We start from the raw sequence: 22,353 nt of genomic DNA on the forward strand, positions 1-22,353 counted from the left end.
AGAGTGTGCTGCTTGTGCTTGCAGCGTGTCTTGAATGGCACTTCTCCGTATGTTTCAGCCCGCTATGTCCGAGCAAACTGGCTACTGTTTTAATATTAGCACCATTGTTAAGGATATTCACTGCAAATGAGTGACGGCCGCAATGCCAGCTTATGTGCTTGTCTATTCCGGCTCTTTTCACCCAACGCTTCACTGATTTACAGCAGCTTTCATAGGATGGTAGATTAAATATAAGCACATCTTTGTTGCCATCCGCAAGAGGTTCACCAATAATAGAGACCAAACCGTCATTCAAAGGAATGACTACTCCACTAGCAGAAGAATGCCCTTTGGTCTTATTCTGTTCAAACTTCAATAGCTTGTTTGAGTAGTCTACATTCTTATATGTAAGGTCTTTCAGTATCACATCGTGTTCGATGGCATAGCGTATCACTTTCTTGAAACGCTGATAGATACTTTTTGCTCCCTCGCCAACGCTACGGGATTGCAAATAGTCTACAAACAGAACCATCATATCTTTAGTAATAAGTTCGGGCTTGATGTTACATTCATATAATGGCTACTGTTCTTTCAGAAAATCCTTAAAACGACTGAAGGCAATTTGCATCATACGCAGGTCTTTCTTAATATTTATGGCTAATCAGTTAAAGAAATCCCTTTCTTTGGAGATTGAACGGTTCAATGCTTCGCAGAAGAAAGGATTTAGCTTTATGTTTTGATGTAAAATGCTTTTTCATAGTTCCTCTATAATAGAAGCTCACGCTAGTAGCCAAGAGGTAGTGTGGCATGTTTAGAACATGTATTCCCAAAAAGAAGAAGGAATCAGCTCTTTTGTCGAAAAAAAGTCTTATGTTTACGCACGATATGAAAAACAGGGTTTATATAGGCCCTGATATCAGTAAACAACCAACCTTGACATGTGTACAAACAGAGATAAGGCTATCTCTTTTGGGCGGGACGGCGGAGATGTCTGCCGTTTCGTTTTTTGTCTATGAGCCAGTGACGTGGTTGCTGACGAATCGTTGCCTCAAGATATTTTTCTGCAGATTCATCGTTCATATATTACCAATATTAATCAAGTAAACGCTCACCCGATATTTATTGGGGACAGACTTAATTCAAAGGAATAAAACAAGAATCTCGGATGTCAGCTTAATGCGATGAATGGTATCTTTTTGATTGAAATACCTTCTTTTTCACGACACGGCTCTCTGGCTATAAAAGCCAACGAGCGTAAACGGGGAGCGCGAACAAGCTGCCACAACCGCTTTTTAACACGATAAGCGTCGCTTTTTAACGAATATATACGTATCAACCTACACATATGGCTGTATCAACTCACACATATAGCAGTGTCAACCCACGCATATAGCCGCGTCAAGCTACACATATAGTGGCGTAAGCCTACACATATATAGGCATCGGCCCTCACATACGGTAGCGTTGGGCATTATTACCGCCTAACGACCGTAAAACATGAACTAGGGTGAATTATTTCGGCTGGAACGAAAGGCCGTTTTTTAGCAAATAGCTATCAAACAGAGAATTGCTGTTTTTTTCTCTCGAATTTGGAAGCGAGACGCACTTGGGTACGGAATAATCGTTTCTCCGGGACTTCAGATTACAAGTTGTCAAAAAGACAAATGGGCCACTTGTATCTATAGTTCCTCTGCCATTTCCCGATAACCATCGGGGGAGAGACGCTTAATGTATAATTTATGCCTTGTCAGGTGAATAACTTACGGCTTGTCAAGTGAATAACTTACGGCTGGGGGTAGCTGTAAGCTTACGAGTCTGGAAGTGGTTAGTTATTCACTTGGGAAACCTTTCTCAAGTGAGTTGGCCTGTTGATTAACAGGATATAAGACAGCGATTTATATGGCAATGGTTATCCCATGATCTCATCTGTTGGCCGACTTCTATATTTCTGTAGGTCGACTTGTCTTAGGCTGCCGGCTGAAATATAGATGAGCCTGAAGATACCCCCAATGATTATCGGGTGAACCTATAAAATACCTATAACCCGAAGCTAGCGGTACTATCAGTACTTTTGTGTCAAAGAGGAAGCTTGATTCAGATCTTATGCTTTGATAGGTTTACATTATTTTAATGTACGCCTGTACATTATATATAGTTAAAAACCTTGATGCTTGACAATCTTTTATGGGATATAAACGACTAGTTTAAACGATCGATTCTTTTAGTCATTTGCAAAGGTACGCGTTTCTTCGATACTTGCAACCCTTCTGAGCTATTTTTTTTACCCCTTATCCTCTTTCTTATCAATCAAATAGGCTATCCGTTACGAAACTGCCGATTCCTTTCACGAACCATTCTTTTTACCCCCTTAAAAAACGCAAGATCTAGACGATCGTTTAGACTAGTCGTTTTCGGGTAAAACAAGGGTGCTAAACGACGGGATGGACTTTAATTAACACTATTATTAATATTAAATTTTGAATTTATGAACAAAAGGATTTTTACCTTGTTAACAGCTGGTTTACTGCTAGGTGGACCTGCTTTTAATGCTGCGTATGCCGCTACTGATCTTACGACTAAGACCGTAATTTCCTATAGCGAGAATAAGACGGCTCTTGCTAATGGAATGAGCTTTTATCTAGGTGCGTCTGAGAATACGTTGTTGAAGGTTACAGATGTTCTTACGACGAAGGACAAAAAGAAGGTTATTTCTTTTGGTGATGCTAACGGTGATGTGACTACAGGAGTCGTATTTACTATCCGTAATTATTCATCTAACTCTTTTGAGTTGTGGGCTAATGTTGGTGGTGTGGCTTATCAGGTAGTTACCGATAAAGACGGTAATGCGTTGACTGCCGCTACCGGCAACAATCTTTCTGAGTTGAATGCTAAGTTCGCTGTATCAGAGGGCAAGTTGAAATTCTCAGGTTTGTATACAGTAACTGTACCTACAAAAGAAGTAAAGAATGGCTTGAAAGCATTCTCTTGCTCAGAGGGTATTGATGCCGCTTATTTGAATGACTATAATTCAAATGGCACAACATTGTCATTCGATTATACAACGAATGAACTGGTTGGAAATTTGTTTGATAAGGTTGTTCCCGTATCATTTACGGATGAGGTTGTGGCAACTCAACCTTCTGATGAGAATAAGTTGGCTGCCGGTACTTATTTCGTGAAAGGTGATTCGAAGAAAGTTAAGGCATTTGTTAGTGCGGTAAATGCAGAGACTCCAGATAATGACGCAATCTTGACAGCGGCTCAAGAAATTACATTCTTAGCTTTAGATCCCTCTAATCGTTATGACATCAATGGTAAGCAAGACAATGAGGGATATGCTTTGTATTGGATGAAGGGATCGGTTGCTACGGCCAACGCTGACTCTTGCTCTAACGCAAACTTTACGATTACGGCGAAAGACGTATTGAATGAGGATGGTAAATTGACGTTGACTGTTGATTACAAGAAAAAAGATCAAACAACAGCTGCGACGAAGGTTTACGTAGCTGCTGTTAAGCCATCTGTTTCTGATACGAAAACTTATGTTACTTCTGTTTTAATGTCAGGAACGAAATATTCCGCTATCCATCCTCAACTAGGTGAAAACTCTTACCTTGACGCTTCAGTATTGTTGAAGAAGAACATTGAGAATGTGGTTAATATCTACTTCACTAGCTCAACCAAGAGTGAGAATGATGAGGCTGATTCACAAACTGAGTACCATAAGTATTTGACAATAGATCCTGCTGATGGTTCAAGCTTAAGTGTCGCCGCTTATAATAGCGTAGATTTCACTATGCCGGTATCACAATGGATCGTTTCTGGCTTCAACGGCAAATATGAATTTACATTGACAAACCGTGAGACTGGTGATGATTTAGTATTACGTTTACAACCTAATGGTGCTGAAGGTGGCTATAAGGTAGTTAACGCTAAGTACAACGGCACTGATGTAACAATCGCCGCAAATAAGGGTGTAACAACAGCGTTAGCTTTAGCAAACAATACTTCCGTTAAGTTCAACACGATCGCTACGACTCGTACGGACGGATATAAGGTATTCACGGATACTCAGATCGCAGAAGGCTTTAAGATGACATTCAATGGTAAGGACGCGTTATTTGGAGAGAAAGCTCTTTACGCTATTGATGACAATGCTACTAAAACAATGAAGGCTTCAACCAAAGAGGAGAATTTAATCGTTCTTTATCCGGAAAGAATAAAGGGAGCGAAAGATCATTCTACTAAATCTCTGCAAGGTGTTGAGGATTATGTGATAAGCACAAATGCTTTCGCTTATTTGAATGATAAGGGAGAGGTTGTCATGAAGGCTGATGGCGATACATTGGTTGTTCCGACTTATGTCTTGCGTTATACGGAGGCTAAAGGTGATGATGCTAAATATCTTGGCGATGCCGCGTCTAGAGATAAGGCTGCTGATGCCGCTACAGAGTTCGCTGTTGTTAAGAATGCCGCTGGTGGTTATTCTTTAGTTGCGGTGAGCGCTGTAACAGACGGTAAGCTTAGCTATGATGGCTCAACTGGTAGTAGTGCAAAAATGGCTAGCGTAAATACTACTTCTATGGCTATTACTTATGCGGCCAATCGTTACCAATCTGCTGATGATATTAATAAGACTTACGCTAACGTTGAGGTTTTGGACGCTAATCCGTTCAACCCGTCATTGGCCGCTAAGCCTCGTCACGCTTCTTTCGACAACATGTTAGGTTCTATCAACTATCAGTTGAATAAGAATGGCTTCAACGAGGGCATCTTGTCCGCTGAAAGCATGATCTTCTGGTTGGATACAGCGGATAGCAAGGCTAAGACTCCGTCATTCTATATCTCTAAGGGTATTGAGGTGGCTGAAGGTGAGGAAAAACCGGCTGAGAGAATGTTCATGTTCAATCCGACAGATTCTTTGCATTATTTCGTTGAAGGTTCTGCGCAACAATATACGGACGAGAAATATTATTTGGAAGGTTCAGGCAAGTCTGAGACGAAGGTTATCTTCCGCCCGGCTATCCTTACGGGTGTTGATACAATCACTACTACCGTGAAAGGTGAGACCGTTAAGGTTGTTAAGGAGCTTAACGATGACAAGAGCGTGAAATCAACAGATCGATTGGATGCGTTCAAATTTAATATCACACTTGCGGAGGGCGATGGCGAATATTTCGTTTCTTCTCAAAGAAAGATCAAAGAAGGGGATGTTTATAAGACGGCTTATGTATATGCTTTGAATGGTATGTTAGGTCTAACAACAAATCAAGAAAAAGCAATGGTATTCACTCTCGGCACAGAAGTCCCGACAGCCAACGAATCTATCGACGCAAAAGAATCCTCTATCGTAGTTGTAGCCGGTAACGGTGTCGTAACTATCCAAGGTGCCGCAGGCGAGACTGCTTACGTTCGTACTGTATTAGGCCAGACAGTTGCTGAGACAGTTCTTACTTCCGACAACGCTACTATCGCCGCCCCTGCTGGTGTAGTATTCGTAACGGTAGGTAACGAGACAGTGAAAGTAGCTGTAAAATAAGGATATTCAATAAAGGAATAATGAAATAAGATAATCAACAATTCCCGTGAGGGTTTCGATCCCAAGTAATCCGTGACGGATGAACAGGTGGGAGTTGGATTAATATTAATACTAAAGTAATAAATTAAGAGGTCCGTAAGTACCTCCGTGAGGATGGAGTACGGATAAAGAAACAAGTCTCCGGCAGGCGTAAGCTTTGCTGGGGACTTCGTATTTTGCGACCTTATTTATGTGTAACTAATGAAAAAAGAACTGTCTAATAACGTGAATGATGGGGCCTTTTTGTAATTTTGCGAAAATTAGAAGTAATAGTAATATCAAAAATAAGCTCAAACAATTAATGTCAAACTCAAAAATCTCAGCGGCCGCATTTGCGGACACAAAACCTCATTATGACCTTCTTGATGGATTGAGAGGTGTCGCCGCGCTAATGGTTATATTTTATCATGTATTCGAAGCCTTTGCGACGAGTCCTATCGACCAACGATTTAATCACGGGTATTTAGCCGTTGATTTCTTTTTTATCCTATCGGGATTCGTGATTGGTTATGCCTATGATGACCGGTGGAAAACCATGACGACAAAGGATTTTATCAAACGTCGATTGATCCGTTTGCATCCGATGGTTGTCCTTGGAGCTGTTTTGGGAGTTATCGCGTTTTGTATACAAGGGTGTGAGAAGTGGGATGGTACGCAGGTCTCCATATCCATGGTGATGCTAGCTTTGCTTATCAACCTTTTTTTGATACCGGCTGTACCCGGCTCCGGGCCTGAGATCCGCGGGAATGGAGAGATGTATCCCTTGAATGGGCCTAGTTGGTCTTTGTTCTTTGAGTATATCGGGAATATTATGTATGCGTTGTTTATTCGCCGGATGTCAACGAAGGCGCTTACGGCGCTTGTCGTGTTGGCGGGAATCGGATTGGCTTCGTTCGCTATATTCAATTTTTCCGGTGCGGGCCATCTGGGTGTGGGGTGGACGATGGAAGAATACAATCTGATCGGTGGTTTCTTGCGTGTGTTATTTTCTTTCTCTATCGGATTATTAATGTCGCGCGTTTTTAAGCCCATTCCTGTCAAAGGAGCTTTTTGGATATGCAGCTTGGCGATCGTCGTTTTACTCTCCATGCCATATGTCGGTAATGGCGAGGCTTTATGGATGAACGGTATCTATGATTCCGTATGTGCGATCCTAATATTCCCTATGCTTGTTTATCTGGGGGCTTCCGGGAAAACAACCGATAAGCATTCCGCCCGTATCTGTAAATTCTTGGGAGATATCTCTTATCCTTTGTATATGGTACATTATCCACTTATATACTTGTATTTTGGGTGGGTGAAGAAGGAGAACCTTACATTTGCGGAAGCATGGCCGGAAGCGTTGGCATTAGTGATCGGAAGTATAGTATTGGCTTACATTAGTTTGAAACTTTATGACGAGCCGGTTCGCAGATATTTGACAAAGCGCTTTTTACAGGTACGTAAATAACCTGCCATAACCGTATGTGCCACCCAACACATACGGTGTATCGGTGAATAAGCGGATCAGAATGGGTATTAGTAGCGATTTGCCCATTCTAAGATTGTCGGACTTTCGACATCAACCCCGAACTCTTTGGCTTTTCTCAAGATATTATGAGCTAATTCCGGCTTTTGCTGATCGGTAGCGTATCGAAAATAGGATTCGGCCGCCCGTACGTGTGTGGCGTCAGGCATAGGATATTTCCGTTCTTCGGGTAATCCGAAATCAGAGTCGTTCAACTCTTTGCGTTCCTCCGTGTCAAGCCGGTCAGAACCTTGTTCTCTTTCTCTTTCCATCGTGATAATTTTTTAATGATCCGTTCGTTCGTCCTGTTCATAGAACGTTTCGATCGGAACAAAAACTTCTCGCTAAAAAGTGTTGGGAAAGAATTAATGTTTATTTAATGGATCTGATTCATAAGGAAAACATCGAATGGTTATTCCGGTTCGATGTAAGTGAAAGCTTAATTCATCGATCGATAGAAAAGCTATTTCACGGATAGTAGCGTAATTTATGTGCCTAATCCTGTAGTAGTTAATATTTATTATGTATCTTTGAACGATCTTTATTAGAGCCGGGTAATATGCATAAAGCTTGACTCATTTTCTTGATTTGTAGTATAAATAAATAAGAGGTCATGATATTAAAGGGTGGTTACCATAAATCTATCTTTTTGCTAACAATTTTGTTGATACTTATCTCATCCCAGTGCTTGGCTCTATCAAATAACGGACAGGCGGACTATATCCTTATTATTAATTCTTATACGGAATCCACGCCTTGGAGCCGTATTTTTACGACTCCGATCTATGAACGTATGGTAGCGGGTAATGAGGATATTGATGCCTATACGGAGCATATGGATGTGATGCTGATGAAAAATGAGAAGGACGTGGAAGATTTTACCTTATATTTATTGGACAAATATAAGAAGGCCCCTAAATTAATCATTTTGCTAGGTAATAGCTCATACGCTTTGTTAAAAGACAGGCTCAACGAGAAATGGGGTGGGGAGTTATCTTATTTGGTTTGCGTAGAGAAGGACTATCTAGCTCCCCGGGAATATTATCTTTCCAAAAAAGCTTGTCCTGAACCAGAACGACAGAACTTATCGGATATTGTCGAGACCGAGAGAGAATTGACAATTATTTATGTGCCGGAATATATCATGGAGACAGTTTCCCTTATGAAGCAAGCGAATCCGGATATGCGTCGACTTTTATTTCTTTCTGATAAGCGGTATATTAGTGCGCAAAACCAGAATTCCATACATAAAGCCATAACCAATAATTTCCCGGATGTCAAATTGGAACTGGTCACTGCCGGTGATATACAGACTGATGAATTGATAGATATTCTGCAAAATGCGGACAAACAGACAGGCATATTATATTACTCATGGATATTGTTACATACACAAGGTAATAAAGAGGTGTTAAGTTCGGATACCTACCGCATGATCAGTTCGTATACGGATCTGCCTGTCTTTACCTTGAATGATATGGATATTGTGGAGAATGGTATGGCGGGAGGATTTTTCTTCCCTGCGTCGAATATTTCCAATACCCTTATTAACACGATTAACGGACTTTTGAGAAATGAAGTATTCAATACCATTATAACTCCGTATCAGCCCCATCCAGTATTAAACTATCCGGTCTTGGTAAATAGGGGGATGTTTTCGTCAGGTTATCCTGCGGATACGATATTCTATATGAGACCTCCTACGTTTTGGGAACAATATGGCGATTATGTTAACGCAGGGATCGGTGTTCTTTTATTTATTGCTTTTGTTGTGTTCATGAGGATCCGGTCATTGAATAGGATTCGATTGTATCAGGAGAAAGAGATAATGTTTATGCGAAATTATAGCAGATTGGTCAATAGTATGCCTATTTGCTATATGAAACAACGTATCCTATTCGATGAAAAAGAGTATCCCACTGATTATGTTATTTTAGAGCTAAATCCGGCATTGGAGGCTTTATTGAAGTGTGACAAATCTTATATAGGGAAAAAAGGCTCGGAAATTCATCCGTTGCAAATGTCGCGGTATTTAAAAGTTTGTCATCTTATTTTCTCGGAAAATAAAAAAATAAATACACAATATTACTACAAGCCGACAGACTGTTACTTCAATGTTTTGATCATATCAGCGAATACCCCGGGTTGTGTGGATATTTTTATGGTTGATGTTTCGGAATTAGCGAAGACGCAGCAAGTGCTCCGCACCGTGAACCAGAAACTGTCCATGTCGTTGGACGTGGCGAATGTCACTCCTTGGAAGTGGGACTTGGTTCAGCATACGATTCTTTGTGACGTGAATAAGGCAGTGAACGTGAATTTCTCCGGACTATTTGACGAGAACCAGCTGACGGTTCCCGATACCGAGTATTTCTCCAAGATCTATAAGGAAGACCGCGAAAAGGTAAGGAAGGCTTATGAGTCACTTATCCTCGGTAAGGTGAATAAGATAAAGGAGGAATACCGGATCTATAATCCGAATAAAGGATTGCACGGGCTGGAGTGGGTGGAAGCTTGCGCCGCCGTGGAGAAAAAGGATGAGAACGGGAAACCTCTCACGTTGGTTGGTTCTTCCTTGATCATTTCCGACCGGAAAGAGGTTGAGCGAGAATTACTGGAGGCGAAAAACAAGGCGGAGGAGTCCAATCGCCTTAAATCGGCCTTCTTGGCTAATATGAGCCATGAGATACGTACGCCGCTGAATGCTATCGTAGGTTTCTCCAATATCCTTGCCGAGACAGACGTGTTGGAGGAAAAACAGGAATATGCCGAGATCATTGAGAATAATAACGCGTTGCTACTCCAATTGATAAACGATATCTTGGATTTGTCTAAGATAGAGGCTGGGACCTTGGAGTTCGTGTATTCGGACGTGGATGTCAATACCTTATTGTCCGATCTGGAACGTTCCATGAGTAAAAGGGTCGTAAATGAAAATGTCCGTCTGGTGTTTGAGCGTAAGGAGAAAGATTGTTATGTATCTATCGCTAAGAATCGGTTGATGCAAGTTATCATCAACCTTTTGACTAACGCCATTAAATTTACGGACCAAGGCTCTATAAGCTACGGTTATTCTTGCCTAAATAAAAAGATGCTGCGCTTCTATGTCTCTGATACCGGCCGGGGGATCTCCGTTGAACAACAAGAAGCGATATTTGACCGATTCGTGAAGTTGGATTCTTTCGCCCAAGGAACTGGTTTGGGACTTTCTATCTGCCGGATGATTGTCGATCATCTAGGGGGAGAGATGGGCGTTGAGTCTGAGATCGGGAAGGGTAGTACGTTTTGGTTTACCTTCCCCTACAAAGCGCCGGAGAAACCTGTGAGGGAGGATGTCATTTTTGAGAAGATAAAGGTTGAGAAAGATAAGTTGACGGTACTTATCGCTGAAGATAACGCCGGCAATTTCAAGCTTTTCGAGACTATACTGAAGAATGATTACACAATCGTACACGCTTGGAACGGAAAGGAGGCGGTGGAGCTGTTTAAGGAATATGAGCCTCATATCGTATTAATGGATATCAATATGCCGGAAATGAACGGATATGAGGCGACCAAGGAAATCCGTAAGCTCTCCGAAGTCATTCCCATCATTGCCGTTACCGCCTATGCTTTCGCGTCGGACGAGGAACAGGTCATGAATAGCGGATTCGATGCTTATGCCTCTAAGCCATTGAATGCCTCTGCCCTTAAAAAGCAAATGGTCGATCTTCTAAGGGCGAGGGTGTTTGTTATCTAAGTCTTTAACCTTTATCCGCTATACGATCTAAGAGGATCGATACATGTCTGCCGTCCATCAAGCCATGATGAGCCGTTACGGAGATAGGGAGCATCCGATGCCCGTTCTGCTCGATCAGCTTTCCGGTGGAGATGCGGGTGGCAGAATCACCTGTACGGAAAGAGGAAGCGTGTTTCATCTCCGTGAAGGCGATCCATGGAACCGGGGAGAAACGGACTAAGTCTTGCCGGTCTGATTCCCTATCTTTGCAAAGGCCGGTGAGAGCTTGCACACGTTCGATCTCTTTCTGTGCGTTTTGAAGGAACAGTTGCCTGTCCGGTGTATATTCGATGAAGCCGAAGCCGAATGTTCCGTCTTCCCGCCCGATCGTTGTTCCCACGTGGATTCGGTCAAAGCAGACAGGGATGTTGTCGATGATCCGGTACCGGAACTCTCCCACCTCATTAACGGCTGTCATAATCTTATGTAAGGAATAGAGGAAAAAAGAGGCATGATCCGCTTTCGCCTCTTTATAGATGGAGGTCACGTCTATCTGGGTGGTCAGCCCAAAGAAAGGGTCGTCCATGGAACCGAAAAACAGGAAATGCTCTTTCCGGTTCCAATGTTCTAGGTCAATAGGATGTTTCATGATTCTTTATTTGTTGCATTTACTATTTTGTGGAAAGCGATGCGTTCCGTGCCATTAGAGATGTAAATGATACCGCATTGCTTGAACCCATGCTTTTTCAATAAATTCTGCATGACGATATTATCCCGGTGCGTGTCGATACGGATATTATCGTAATGAGCGAACGCCCATTTCAAGCATTCGGTGGAGATCCCCTTCTGTTTACCGTTGGAGGCCATGCGATGGATCACGGCATAAGGCTCATCGTTCAGCCATTCGCCTTCATAGATCTTTAGGTAAGTAGGGTCGATTCCCTCGATGTAACAAAAGGTCCCCACTAACTCGCCCTGCTCATTTTCGCATACGAAACTATGGCTGGCCTTGATCTCGTTGGAGATCAATTCCTCGGAAGGATATCCATTGATCCATTGATTGCCGTTGCCATGTTCTTGCATGAATCTGCGTGCATAATCGTACATAGCCATTACCTCGGCCAGATCTTCTTGTCGTGTTTGTCTGATATTCATGATCGGTAGAAAAAGTTATCCCGCAAAAGTAGTATATTATTGTTATCTTTGCGAATCTAGTCGAAAAATATATAAACCAATTAAATCAAAATATCATGAAACCATTGAAAATCGCCACCGTGCAGTTCGAGACACGGGATAACGATAAAGTGTATAATCTTTCTGTCATCCGGGAGATGTGCCGGAAAGCGTCGGTAGAGGGAGCGGATGTAGTGGCTTTTCACGAATGCTCGGTTTGTGGATATACGTTTGCCAAGGACTTGTCTCGCGAGGAATTGTTGGCTATTGCCGAACCGATCCCCACGGGGGAGAGTACGCAAGCCTTGATCGCCATCGCCAAAGAGTTTGGTGTCACGTTGCTGGCCGGATTCTTTGAGCGGGATGGGGATCGTATCTATAAAGCGCAAGTTTGCGTGGATAGCAATGGCTTGAAGGCAAAGTACCGCAAGCTGCATCCGTTTATTAATCCGAATATCTTGCCGGGCGATCAATATGTGGTTTTTGAGATCAAGGGATGGAAATGTGGCATATTGATTTGCTACGATAATAATATCATAGAGAATGTCCGTGCCACGGCCTTATTAGGGGCGGATATCATTTTCATGCCTCACGTGACAATGTGTACCCCTTCCCCTCGCCCCGGGGCTGGTTTGATAGATCCTGTGTTGTGGGAGAACCGGGCAAACGATCCGACTTCCTTGCGACAGGAGTTCGATGGCCTGAAGGGACGTGCTTGGCTTATGAAATGGCTTCCCGCTAGGGCGTACGACAATGCGGTATATGTGGTATTCTCCAATCCGATCGGGCGTGATTATAATGAGATCAAGAACGGTTGCTCGATGATTCTGGATCCTTTCGGCGATATATTGGCGGAATGCCGTAAGCTGGGGGATGATTTCGTGATCGCTACGGCTATCCCCGAGAAATTGAGACAGGCCGGAGGATATCGTTACCGAAATGCCCGTCGTCCGGAACTTTATGCGGATATCATTGGCCAACCGCATGAATCCGATCAAAAGGTAGCATGGTTAACAGAAACAACAAATAACAAATAAATAATATGCAACAAACGACAATCTCTAAGCCGCCTCGTGTAGAGGTGGTGGATGCGCTACGTGGTTTCGCTGTCTTGGCCATCTTATTAGTGCATCATGTGGAACATTTTATCTATCCGGTCTATCCGGACCCGGCTACGCTTCCGGGATGGCTGAACGTATTGAATGAGGGTGTGTTTACGGTGGTATTTGGCTTGTTCGCCGGTAAATCGTATTCCATCTTCGCGTTGTTATTCGGCTTTACCTTTTATATACAGTATTCGAACCAGCAGGCGAAGGGGAAGGACTTCGGTTACCGTTTTCTTTGGCGGATGTTGTTGCTGACGCTCTTTGCTACGCTGAACGCCGCTTTCTATCCGGCAGGCGATGTGCTGTTGCTGTATGCGATCGTGGGCGTTGTTTTGTTTATCGTGCGTAAATGGAGCGATAAGGCTGTCTTGATAACGGCTGTTATCTTTTTATTACAGCCGGTAGAGTGGTATCATTATATCGCTAGCCTGTTTAATCCGGATTATCAATTACCTAATTTAGGGGTAGGAGCGATGTACGCTGAAATGGCGGAGCATACGAAGCGGGGCGATTTATGGAATTTCATCTGGCAGAACGTGACGTTGGGACAAAAGGCTAGTTTACTCTGGGCCGTTGGTGCCGGCCGGTATGTACAGACCTGCGGGTTGTTTATGCTGGGAATGTTGATCGGGCGCAGGAAGCTATTTATCTCCTCGGAGGAGAATTCCCGTTTTTGGATAAAGACTTTGATAATTACCGCAATTGCTTTCGGTCCTTTATACCAACTGAAAGTATTGTTGATGGATACGGCGGATAGCGCTATCGTGCGTCAGACAGCCGGGGTCGTCCTTGATATGTGGCAGAAATTCGCTTTCACGTTTGTATTGGTCGCCTCTTTCGTGTTACTGTACCAATGGGAGGGCTTTAGGCGTTTCACTTCCGTCTTGCGCTCGTATGGGAAGATGAGTTTGACGAATTACGTGTCGCAATCCTTTTTCGGTGCGTTGATCTATTTCCCGATCGGCTTGAATTTGGCTCCTTACTGCGGTTATACGGTCAGTATGTTCATCGGTATCGTCTTTTTCTTCTTGCAAGTACGCTTCTGTAAATGGTGGGCAGAAAGACATAAACATGGGCCGTTGGAAGGTATTTGGCATAAGTGGACGTGGTTAGGTTCTAAGTAGAAATATGTAAGAGAGCCTAATCTATGGCAAGGCAGAGACGAGGTTCTCTTTCCTATCATAGATTAGGCTCTCTTTGCTATCATAGATTCTACTCTATGACAGGTATATGTGCTTCTTTTTATCTTCTGCGTCGTACACTGCGCACAGGGGCGGATTTCTCTGCTTTCGGTGCTTTTACTTTAGCAGCTTTCTCTGGAGCGGCCTCCTTGGTGGAGCCTTTGTCTTTCCGGGCACTTCTCTTGGCTGCTTTCTTTGCGGCTTTGCTGTCTACCGCTACTTGAGTCGTATCCGGTTGATACCAGAGTGATTTCTCAAAGCCGGTTAATTGACCTTCGATACGAGCTTGCTCGTTCTTTAAGGAATCCGGTGTCGGGCAATACGCCTGCAATGGCAGATTCATCAAGTTTTGGGTCTTGATGATATCCCCCTCGAACATCCGGCGACGGAAATAGTCATCCATCGTAAAAGTCATGGCGTTATTCATATTAGACGTCATGATGTATGAATTGCTGATATACGGACGTATATTCTCGTAAGGAAGCCAGAACATAGGCATGGTTGTCTCTCCCATATCACCTGTAGAGGTAAGGATCGGGCAAATCGCCAATATCTTGACATCAAAAGCGGAATTATTCTGGTCGAAATACCATGCTTCTTTTACATAGTAAGACCGTACGTCGGCTGCAGGTATATCGCTTTCATTGATTACGAAAGTCGGTTCCTCACCCGCTCTCCCCGGTATCTCCTCATAAAGGATGTAGAAGCGATCCAGCAAATCCTTGAAGTTGATCAAATGGGCTTCGTCAAACTCCTCGTATCCGTCCAGATACTCATAGGCCTTGATCTTGTTCTCACCTAAAAGCTGGAAGATTACGGAGAAAAGATTCATCTGTCCGTTCATCGGGCGGGTCGGGTAATAAAGCGGAGCGTTCTGTTCTTTCATCAAGTCCACCTGCCGGTAGATAATACGCATCCAGCGAGCGTTCCCGATCTCTTGCGTCAAACGCTCGTTCATATCTTGGGCCCGTACGGTCAGTTCGGGTAAACCGGTATCTTTCTTATCGTTTCTTTCCCCACGGCTGGCTTGAGGTGAACGGCGACGCGTTTGTTGTTGCTGCGTAGCATCGTTCTCTGCTTCTTCTTGCGCGTGAAGAGGCATCGCTGTTAAAAAAGTGGCGGCCAAAGCGGCTATGTAATACAGATGTTTCATACTGCGAATCTTAATTTACGATTACTTCGATAGTCGGTATGGTACGTTCGATACCGTCCGGACCTTTTGCGACTACACGGGTGATATAAAAACGTTTACCCTTACTTAAATTGCGGATATAGTTTTTCTGACGTTGCGAGAAGTTGGTTCCTTCGGCCACTTCCGGGATAGCGTTACCCATGGAGTCGAAGAAAGTCAGCTCAAAACGTAATACCGTATATTTTACATTTAGCAAATCATCGTCGATAGCGGCCAGAATACCGTCAGCCTCTACCAAGCTACGTTTGGCGATCATACCTCCCTTGAACTTACGGACGTTACCGTTTTGATCCTTATACTCGATATAAGGTAGGGGATCGGGGAGGGCACGCACGCGGAAGGTAGTCTTTGCCATCTCTATGTTCCGGCCATCCGCCATACGAGCGTTTACCGTGATCACGGCTTCCGTTCCTACTTTAGACGGGCGGGCTTCCCAACCATCCTTGCTGCGGGTTAATGTGCCGTTCGTCATGGTAGCTGTCACATTACCGCTCGGTACACCCGGGACGGCGATACGCATCGGGTTGGCGATACCGGCATATAATACGTTCATCAATGTCGGGGCCACGGTAGCTGTCGGCTCGGTCACGAAATACTCGCTCTCGAAATCCCGGCGCATGATGCTGCCGTCGCTATTCGGCATCTCGATATAACCTTTGATCGGGAATGTCCCGGCAGCTCCGGTATTCACCGTGAAGACTCCTTTATTCTCGTAAGGTAATTCTTTTCCGTTTACATAGATCGTAGGACGTTTCGTAGAGTCTACCGCCGATAATACGATATTCGCCTTGTACTGGCTTCCTCGCATTACGATCTGGCTTTCCGGGATTACCTGCGCCGTGATCTGGTTCACACGGTAATCGCCAACGTCTACGCTATTCAATAAGTTCGATAAGACCTCACCTTCGGCGTAGCGAACGTCACTTTGCATTTTTGTTAACAGGGTAACAGCCGCCGCTACCGGCATATTCTCGAACAAGGCCTCTTCCCAAGTACGGGTATTGATCCCCGCTTTATGAGGGGGAGTCGTGCTTAGGTTCGCCTCCAATACGGCAGTCTTCGCCGAATCTTCGATAAAGCCGCCCATCCAGATACGATACTTATCAATTTCCGCTCTCAGCTTTTTACCTTCTCCGCTTACAGGAGAGAGCATTACACGGGAGGCGGCTTCCAAATCATCCTTATGCTCGATGCTGTTTACGTTGGCGTTCTCGCCATCAGCTACCTTAGCGATACGGATCTTTAAATCTTGTATATACGTATAGAGGCTATCTGAGGCTCTTTTCACCTCACGGGCCTTCAATGCCCACTCACCCACTTTCTGGGGATTCTCTTGGTAATAAGCTTCCATCTCGTCCGCTACGATCTTGTTTCGGCGGGAGGAGTTATCGATAGAGGTTCGCAAGCTACCTTCCACCAACTCAAAACCATCCAGCACCTCCGACGACACATTCAGTGCCATCATGGCGATGAACACCAGATACATCAGGTTGATCATCCGCTGACGGGGAGAATTGGGATTATTTGATATTCCTGCCATATTTCTTTACTTCATTGGGTTGTTTGTATACGGAGCCTGTTGTGGCTGTTGGTAACCATAGGGTTGCTGATATTGCTGTTGGTAACCGGGCTGTTGTGGCTGCTGATACATCGGTTGTTGAGGTTGTTGTTGCGGCTGCGCCGGTTGTTGGTAGCCCATATTCACGGTCATCGCTTGCAATAAACGACTGTATACTTGGTTCAATTCGGCCAGTTGGCGAGTCATCTTTTCCGTCTCGTTACGGAATACGGAACTATCTACCACCGATCCGTCATACATCTCACGGATACGATTCAAGCCACTATTGATGTGTTCGATAGATTCGATCTGCGAACTGATACTCTTCAACTGGATCTCATAGATGGTATTCAATCCGGATACATTACGGTTCAATTGTTCCATCTGGTGTACGTAACCACGGGAGTTTTGGTTGATGCCATCGGAATTATCCGTGATACTCTTATAAGAGTTCAACAGTGTATCGGATACGTTCGTAAGCGAATTAGTCACTTGGCTGAAACGCTCCATGTTCTCAGACATGCCAGATAATTGCTCCAGATATTTTTGGGTAGCTTCCGTCAATTCCGCCATCTTGGAAATTTGCTCGGCCGCTCCGCTTAATTTCTTGATGCTCTCGGATAAGTTCTTGGTATCTTCTTCCGTCACGTCCAGATTACCTGCGATATTCAAGGAACCACCTCTTTGCGCGTTCGCCTTAGACGCTACCGAACCGATATTTATTCCCCCGGCTATCTCATCGTCTTCTACATTATCCGTAGAATTGATCATGGTTGAGATCGGCGTACCGGTGAAATCCGGACGATCCATCGGGTTCTTTGATTTCAATACGGGGAAAACATCTTCCCAATGATATTCCTTGTTCGGATGCTCGAACGCCGAGATAAAGAATACGATAGACTCGGTGATCATCGCCACGAACAAGATTTGGTTAGCGTATGGTATATGTAATAACTTAAATAACGCACCGAGGATTACGATGGACGCACCCCAACTATACAGGAAGTTCAATACTCGTTTTCCTCTTTCGCTGGAGAGGAACATCTCCAGTCTGTTTTTATATCTTCTATATTTTCCCATCGTCGTATTATTGTCTTAAATGATTCAAAACTTTAAATTTATAATTCCCGCTTATTTCTTTCCCTTGGAGCGAGAGAATCCTATTTGGGTACGTGCGCAACGGAAACCGATGTAAGAACGGCTCTCGTTCTGGAACTCGAAAGTACGCATGTCCGAACGGATAAATTGTGAGACATCTTTCCAAGAACCTCCTCGCACTACTTTCTTTTTCATGGCGTAGGGATCGTTCTTGGCGGCGTTGTAACGCAGATCCGGGTTCATGTCGCTCATTTGGCTCGGGCCAGACTCGGAGTAAGACGTTGAGGTCCATTCCGCCACGTTTCCTGCCATATCGTATAACCCGAACTCATTCGGGGCGAAAGAGCCTACACGAGACGTAATCAAATGGCCATCCTCCGTATAATTACCTTTACCCGGCTTGAAGTTACCTAAGAAACAGCCTTTGCTGTCTTGAAGCTCGTCGGTAGACCAAGGGTACTTATTCTCGTTCTTACCTGTACGGGCGGCATATTCCCATTCTCCTTCGGACGGAAGACGGAATGGCTCTACCAATTGTCCCGGTGGCAAGCTCAAGGATTCTTTGTATAAATTCGTACGCCATACGCAGAAGGCAGTCGCTTGTTCCCAAGAAACACCGACTACGGGATAATCATCGTAACCCGGATGAGAGAAATACATACGGGTATATGGCTCGTTGTACGCATTCTTGAAATCGTTCACCCAGCAATTCTCGTCTGGGTAGATATTGACGATACGGGTATTCAAGAAATCCCATTCGCTGCTTAACGGGCGGGTGATCGTCTCGTTGATTACACGTCCTTCATCATCGATGTAAGCGGTGTCCTTGGAGATCATGACTACCTCGTTCGGATCTACCTGAATATCCGTATTACGAACCCGGTCCGCCGGGTTCAACTGATTCTTGCGGAGGGCGGCGGCGGTATAGTCGTACCACTCGTATTTATAGATCATTTGTTTAGGGTCCAAACCTTTCTCTCCGGTAACGGGATTCGTGTAATAGACACTTTCTATCGCACGTTGCTCATCCTCGTTCGCCCGTCTCCAAGGAATCGGACGGTTCCAGTCCAAATGCGGAGTGACAGGTTCCCCGTAACGGTCTTCCGTGATCTTGAACAGATCGTTGCCTCCATAAGCCGGGTCCGCCAAGCGTTCACGGATAATAGAGTCTCTCACATAATAAACGAACTGGCGATATTTGGCGTTCGTTACCTCTGTCTGATCCATCCAGAACGCATCGAAAGAGACCCCTTTCGTCTCCGGCATGATTCCCCACAAGGAATCCTTGTCGGCGGGACCCATCTCGAACGAACCTCTTTTAACCAAGACCATTCCATACGGCGCAGGTTCATTGAACGCTACCGATCTGACACCTGTCACCTCACCGCCGGCACTCCGGAGAGATTTACCGCAGGAGGTAAGCAAGGCTACCGTTACAAGTACTAATAATACTTTTTTCATATACTATAATATACGTACACTTTTATGTCTATTTTTCCCTGTCTTCGTCTTGTTCAGCTTTAAGGCATACTTGACACATAGCTCGTGGCTACCGCTACTTGCCCGGCCTAGGGCCGTGGTCGGGAAATCAAAGGCGTAACCCGCATGGAAACGACCTAGCTTTACGCCGAACATGATGCCCACCGATTCATTCACCCGATAGGAAAAACCACCATTAAACATCTTATTATATTCCAGCCTAGCGGTAATATCCGCATGAAAACTTTGCATGTCTGTCAGCAAGAACACCGAGGGCTGTAATTCTATCAACGGATTCTTTAATTGAATATTGTATCCACCCATTAAATTAAGTGAACGACCTATATAGGTATAGGCGTTCTCGTCCAGTTGAAGCTCCGGTTGGGTGATATGCGTCATGCCAAACCCGGCGTAAAACCGTTTATGGGTATAGTAAATACCGAAGTTCATATCCAACCCCATGCCGCTGACCTGCTCTACAGGAATGGCGGCGTCGGTCTCTTGATGGTATTCGGACTCAACCTTTATCACCTTGGTTCCGTCGAACGACTGGTTGACTAAGCCGATTTGCAGACCGCCGCTCAAGACTCCCCCGAATAATTTATACTTATAGGCGTATTGCGCCCCTACATGCGTATTCTGGAAAAGCCCGATCGCCTCGGTAAATACAACCAATCCGACACCATGATTCGTCTTGCCTAAAGCGAGTGGCATATCCGCGGTAATGAAGAACGACTTGGGTGCCCCATGTACGCCGATCATTTCCAAGCGGGCGAGAGCCAATATATTCAAGTCCTCCGTAGCTCCGGCCACGGCCGGGTTATAATACGGTTTCGCCATGAAGTATTGACTTAAGCGTGCGTCATATTGCGCCCGTACGATTCCCGCACAAGTACACAAAAGGATCAAGATCGAAAGAAGACGTCTTCTCATTTAAACATTCACTTCACGTTGTAACTACAAACGCAGCAAATCCGGATAAATTGTATTTTCACAAAAAAACAACGAGGCAGGGGAGCTCGATCGTCCGCCACCTCGTTCTTCTATTTCTTAATTTTCAATTTTCAATTCTCAATTGAACTAGTATTCTTCCTCGTTGAAGAAGAAGTCTTCTTTACTTGGATAATCCGGCCAGATGTCTTCCATGCATTCGTAAATCTCGCCTTCATCTTCCATTTCCTGCAAATTCTCAATCACTTCTAATGGCGCACCAGAACGTTGTGCATAGTCAATAAGTTCATCCTTAGTCGCAGGCCAGGGTGCGTCTTCCAATTTTGAAGCTAACTCTAATGTCCAATACATAGCTGTCAAGTATTAATAACCGCCGAAGCGATTTGGTTCTCTATTTTTCCGCGAAAATATGACTTTATTTATTATACGCAAGTATAATCCCAAATAATTTCTTTACCGTTATTATTTATGCATTCTTTTCGTGCCAGAACGAAGAAATAATCCGATAAACGGTTCATAAATATCAATACAGGCTCCTCAACGGGGCAATTCTCGGCCAAGCGATAGATTTGTCGCTCGGCACGACGGCAAACGGTGCGGCAAACGTGTGCGAGGGCGGCCGAGCGGCATCCTCCCGGTAGGATGAACGCGTGCATTTTCGGCAGCTCGTTATCCAGACGGTCTATCTCCCGCTCGATACGCTCGATGCTCTCGGGCGTTACCTTGCTCTCGATTTTCAATTCCGTGGTCGCTTGATCCGTGGCTAGGTAAGAACCGATCGTGAATAGCTTATGCTGGATGAATGATAAGAAATCAGTATCTTTCTCATCATTCAAGGCCGTGATTAATAATCCGATAAAGGAGTTCAGCTCATCTACGGTGCCATAGCTCTCGATCCGATCGTGCGCTTTCGACACGCGTTGTCCACCTACCAGTGAAGTGGTTCCTTTATCGCCTGTTCTGGTATAGATAATACTCTTCTTCATATCTGACTTGTTTTGAATCCTAAAAATAAACAATATAATCTCGTTTGTGCAATTTCTTGTTGAATAAGACAATCCCTAGCGAGTAAAGATCTAAGGTGACCGTCACTTCCGGACATGCGCAGATCTCTTCCCAAAGTTCACGCATCTTACGGCTCGCCTTGATTCCCTCAAAAACGAATACCGTATCGTTGTGCGCGTATTTCATACATTCATTAAACAGCCAGAGGTTGTTATGTTGTTCATATAAAGTGTTGAAAAAAACAAAATCTAAGCTATTTATGTCATTTAAGGCTTGGGGAAGCAAGTCCTTATAATTACCGATACGCAAATCGACGGGATTACGTCCCTCTTTAGCGAATGCTTGACGGGCAATCGTGGCGAATTCCGGTACATTTTCCAAGGCGATACATTTCAATCCCGTGGCATAGGAGGTTAGATATAAGGTAGACAACCCCATCGTGGTTCCTATCTGGAGGATATTCTTGGACTTGAAATAGTTTGCCAAACGGAATAATAAGGCGCCATGCTTGGGCCGGATGGATTCCCGTTTTACGATCTCGCTGATGGAACGGGTCTTTCGTTTCCCTTTGTTCTGCCGGTCTGGATAGGTGATCTCTCCTTCCTTGAATAATAACTGCTTACGTAAAAGCTCTATATCATAGAAACTATAATAAGAGCATTTTTCCTCGATGACCTTCGTGATGAGGTTAAAAACGAAAGGCGAATGTACTCCGAATCCTTTACGGTAACGGATGCTGCGGTACAAGAGCGATCCTTTTCGTAATGTATTAACCTTTGGTAGTATTTGCATTTCTTTTTGTCATTGGGCAATGAGACCTTGCCATTT

The 22,353-nt window shown here is 44.3% G+C and carries 16 protein-coding genes and 1 pseudogene; 5 read left to right on the plus strand and 12 right to left on the minus strand.

The window, feature by feature from the left end; all coding sequences use genetic code 11:
• Positions 1-40: 40 nt before the first annotated feature.
• A pseudogene (locus tag CI960_RS22560) lies at positions 41-625 on the minus strand (tyrosine-type recombinase/integrase); the annotation flags it as partial.
• 1,839 nt (positions 626-2,464) lie between these two features.
• On the opposite strand from CI960_RS22560, the gene CI960_RS22570 reads away from it, so the two are divergent.
• On the plus strand, positions 2,465-5,518 hold the full coding sequence (locus CI960_RS22570; protein ID WP_005859870.1) for a DUF6383 domain-containing protein: 3,054 nt from the start codon (positions 2,465-2,467) through the stop codon (positions 5,516-5,518).
• Between the two features lie 340 nt (positions 5,519-5,858).
• Positions 5,859-7,007, plus strand: coding sequence for an acyltransferase (locus CI960_RS22575; protein ID WP_036629096.1), 1,149 nt, complete (start codon positions 5,859-5,861; stop codon positions 7,005-7,007).
• A gap of 68 nt (positions 7,008-7,075) precedes the next feature.
• On the opposite strand, the gene CI960_RS22580 is transcribed toward CI960_RS22575, so the two are convergent.
• On the minus strand, positions 7,076-7,336 hold the full coding sequence (locus CI960_RS22580) for a DUF6582 domain-containing protein (RefSeq protein ID WP_005859868.1): 261 nt from the start codon (positions 7,334-7,336) through the stop codon (positions 7,076-7,078).
• Between the two features lie 341 nt (positions 7,337-7,677).
• Between CI960_RS22580 and CI960_RS22585 the strand changes: the two genes are divergently transcribed.
• Complete coding sequence (locus CI960_RS22585) at positions 7,678-10,803, plus strand: ATP-binding protein (RefSeq protein ID WP_005859867.1); 3,126 nt, start codon at positions 7,678-7,680, stop codon at positions 10,801-10,803.
• Positions 10,804-10,807: 4 nt separating this feature from the next.
• Here CI960_RS22585 and CI960_RS22590 read toward each other — a convergent pair whose 3' ends face one another.
• Both CI960_RS22590 and CI960_RS22595 read right to left on the minus strand, forming a co-directional pair.
• A complete protein-coding gene (locus CI960_RS22590; RefSeq protein ID WP_005859866.1) occupies positions 10,808-11,431 on the minus strand; it encodes a chloramphenicol acetyltransferase in 624 nt (207 codons plus the stop codon).
• Positions 11,428-11,937, minus strand: coding sequence for a GNAT family N-acetyltransferase (locus tag CI960_RS22595; RefSeq protein ID WP_094582598.1), 510 nt, complete (start codon positions 11,935-11,937; stop codon positions 11,428-11,430). Before CI960_RS22595 ends, CI960_RS22590 begins: the two co-directional genes overlap by 4 nt.
• Positions 11,938-12,032: 95 nt before the next feature.
• Between CI960_RS22595 and CI960_RS22600 the strand changes: the two genes are divergently transcribed.
• Both CI960_RS22600 and CI960_RS22605 read left to right on the plus strand, forming a co-directional pair.
• A complete protein-coding gene (locus CI960_RS22600; RefSeq protein WP_005859864.1) occupies positions 12,033-12,992 on the plus strand; it encodes a nitrilase family protein in 960 nt (319 codons plus the stop codon).
• A 5-nt stretch (positions 12,993-12,997) separates the two neighbouring features.
• The gene (locus CI960_RS22605) at positions 12,998-14,185 is read left to right on the plus strand and encodes a DUF418 domain-containing protein (RefSeq protein ID WP_005859863.1); all 1,188 of its coding nucleotides are present in this window, start codon (positions 12,998-13,000) and stop codon (positions 14,183-14,185) included.
• A 118-nt stretch (positions 14,186-14,303) separates the two neighbouring features.
• Here CI960_RS22605 and gldN read toward each other — a convergent pair whose 3' ends face one another.
• The 8 genes from gldN to CI960_RS22645 all read right to left on the minus strand — a co-directional run bounded on the left by gldN (position 14,304) and on the right by CI960_RS22645 (position 22,317).
• Positions 14,304-15,395 carry a gliding motility protein GldN gene (gene gldN / locus CI960_RS22610; RefSeq protein WP_005859862.1) on the minus strand — a complete coding sequence of 364 codons (1,092 nt, stop codon included), beginning with the start codon at positions 15,393-15,395 and terminating at the stop codon, positions 14,304-14,306.
• Positions 15,396-15,405: 10 nt separating this feature from the next.
• Complete coding sequence (gene gldM / locus CI960_RS22615; protein ID WP_005859860.1) at positions 15,406-16,974, minus strand: gliding motility protein GldM; 1,569 nt, start codon at positions 16,972-16,974, stop codon at positions 15,406-15,408.
• 6 nt (positions 16,975-16,980) lie between these two features.
• Positions 16,981-18,072: a gliding motility protein GldL gene (gene gldL / locus CI960_RS22620; protein WP_227211229.1), complete on the minus strand. Its 1,092-nt coding sequence runs from the start codon at positions 18,070-18,072 to the stop codon at positions 16,981-16,983.
• A gap of 51 nt (positions 18,073-18,123) precedes the next feature.
• Positions 18,124-19,551 (minus strand): SUMF1/EgtB/PvdO family nonheme iron enzyme, encoded by a 1,428-nt coding sequence (locus CI960_RS22625; protein WP_005859855.1) that lies wholly within the window; start codon positions 19,549-19,551, stop codon positions 18,124-18,126.
• A 3-nt stretch (positions 19,552-19,554) separates the two neighbouring features.
• Complete coding sequence (locus tag CI960_RS22630) at positions 19,555-20,502, minus strand: type IX secretion system membrane protein PorP/SprF (RefSeq protein ID WP_008777736.1); 948 nt, start codon at positions 20,500-20,502, stop codon at positions 19,555-19,557.
• Positions 20,503-20,649: 147 nt separating this feature from the next.
• Entirely contained in the window at positions 20,650-20,871 is a 222-nt protein-coding gene (locus tag CI960_RS22635; RefSeq protein ID WP_005633363.1) for a DUF2795 domain-containing protein, read from the minus strand.
• 71 nt (positions 20,872-20,942) lie between these two features.
• Entirely contained in the window at positions 20,943-21,506 is a 564-nt protein-coding gene (locus tag CI960_RS22640; RefSeq protein WP_005859850.1) for a cob(I)yrinic acid a,c-diamide adenosyltransferase, read from the minus strand.
• 19 nt (positions 21,507-21,525) lie between these two features.
• Positions 21,526-22,317: an O-methyltransferase gene (locus CI960_RS22645; RefSeq protein WP_036629095.1), complete on the minus strand. Its 792-nt coding sequence runs from the start codon at positions 22,315-22,317 to the stop codon at positions 21,526-21,528.
• Positions 22,318-22,353 lie beyond the last annotated feature (36 nt).

It is taken from the genome of Parabacteroides sp. CT06, assembly GCF_002257605.1.
In the GTDB taxonomy this organism is placed as follows: Bacteria; Bacteroidota; Bacteroidia; order Bacteroidales; family Tannerellaceae; genus Parabacteroides; species Parabacteroides distasonis.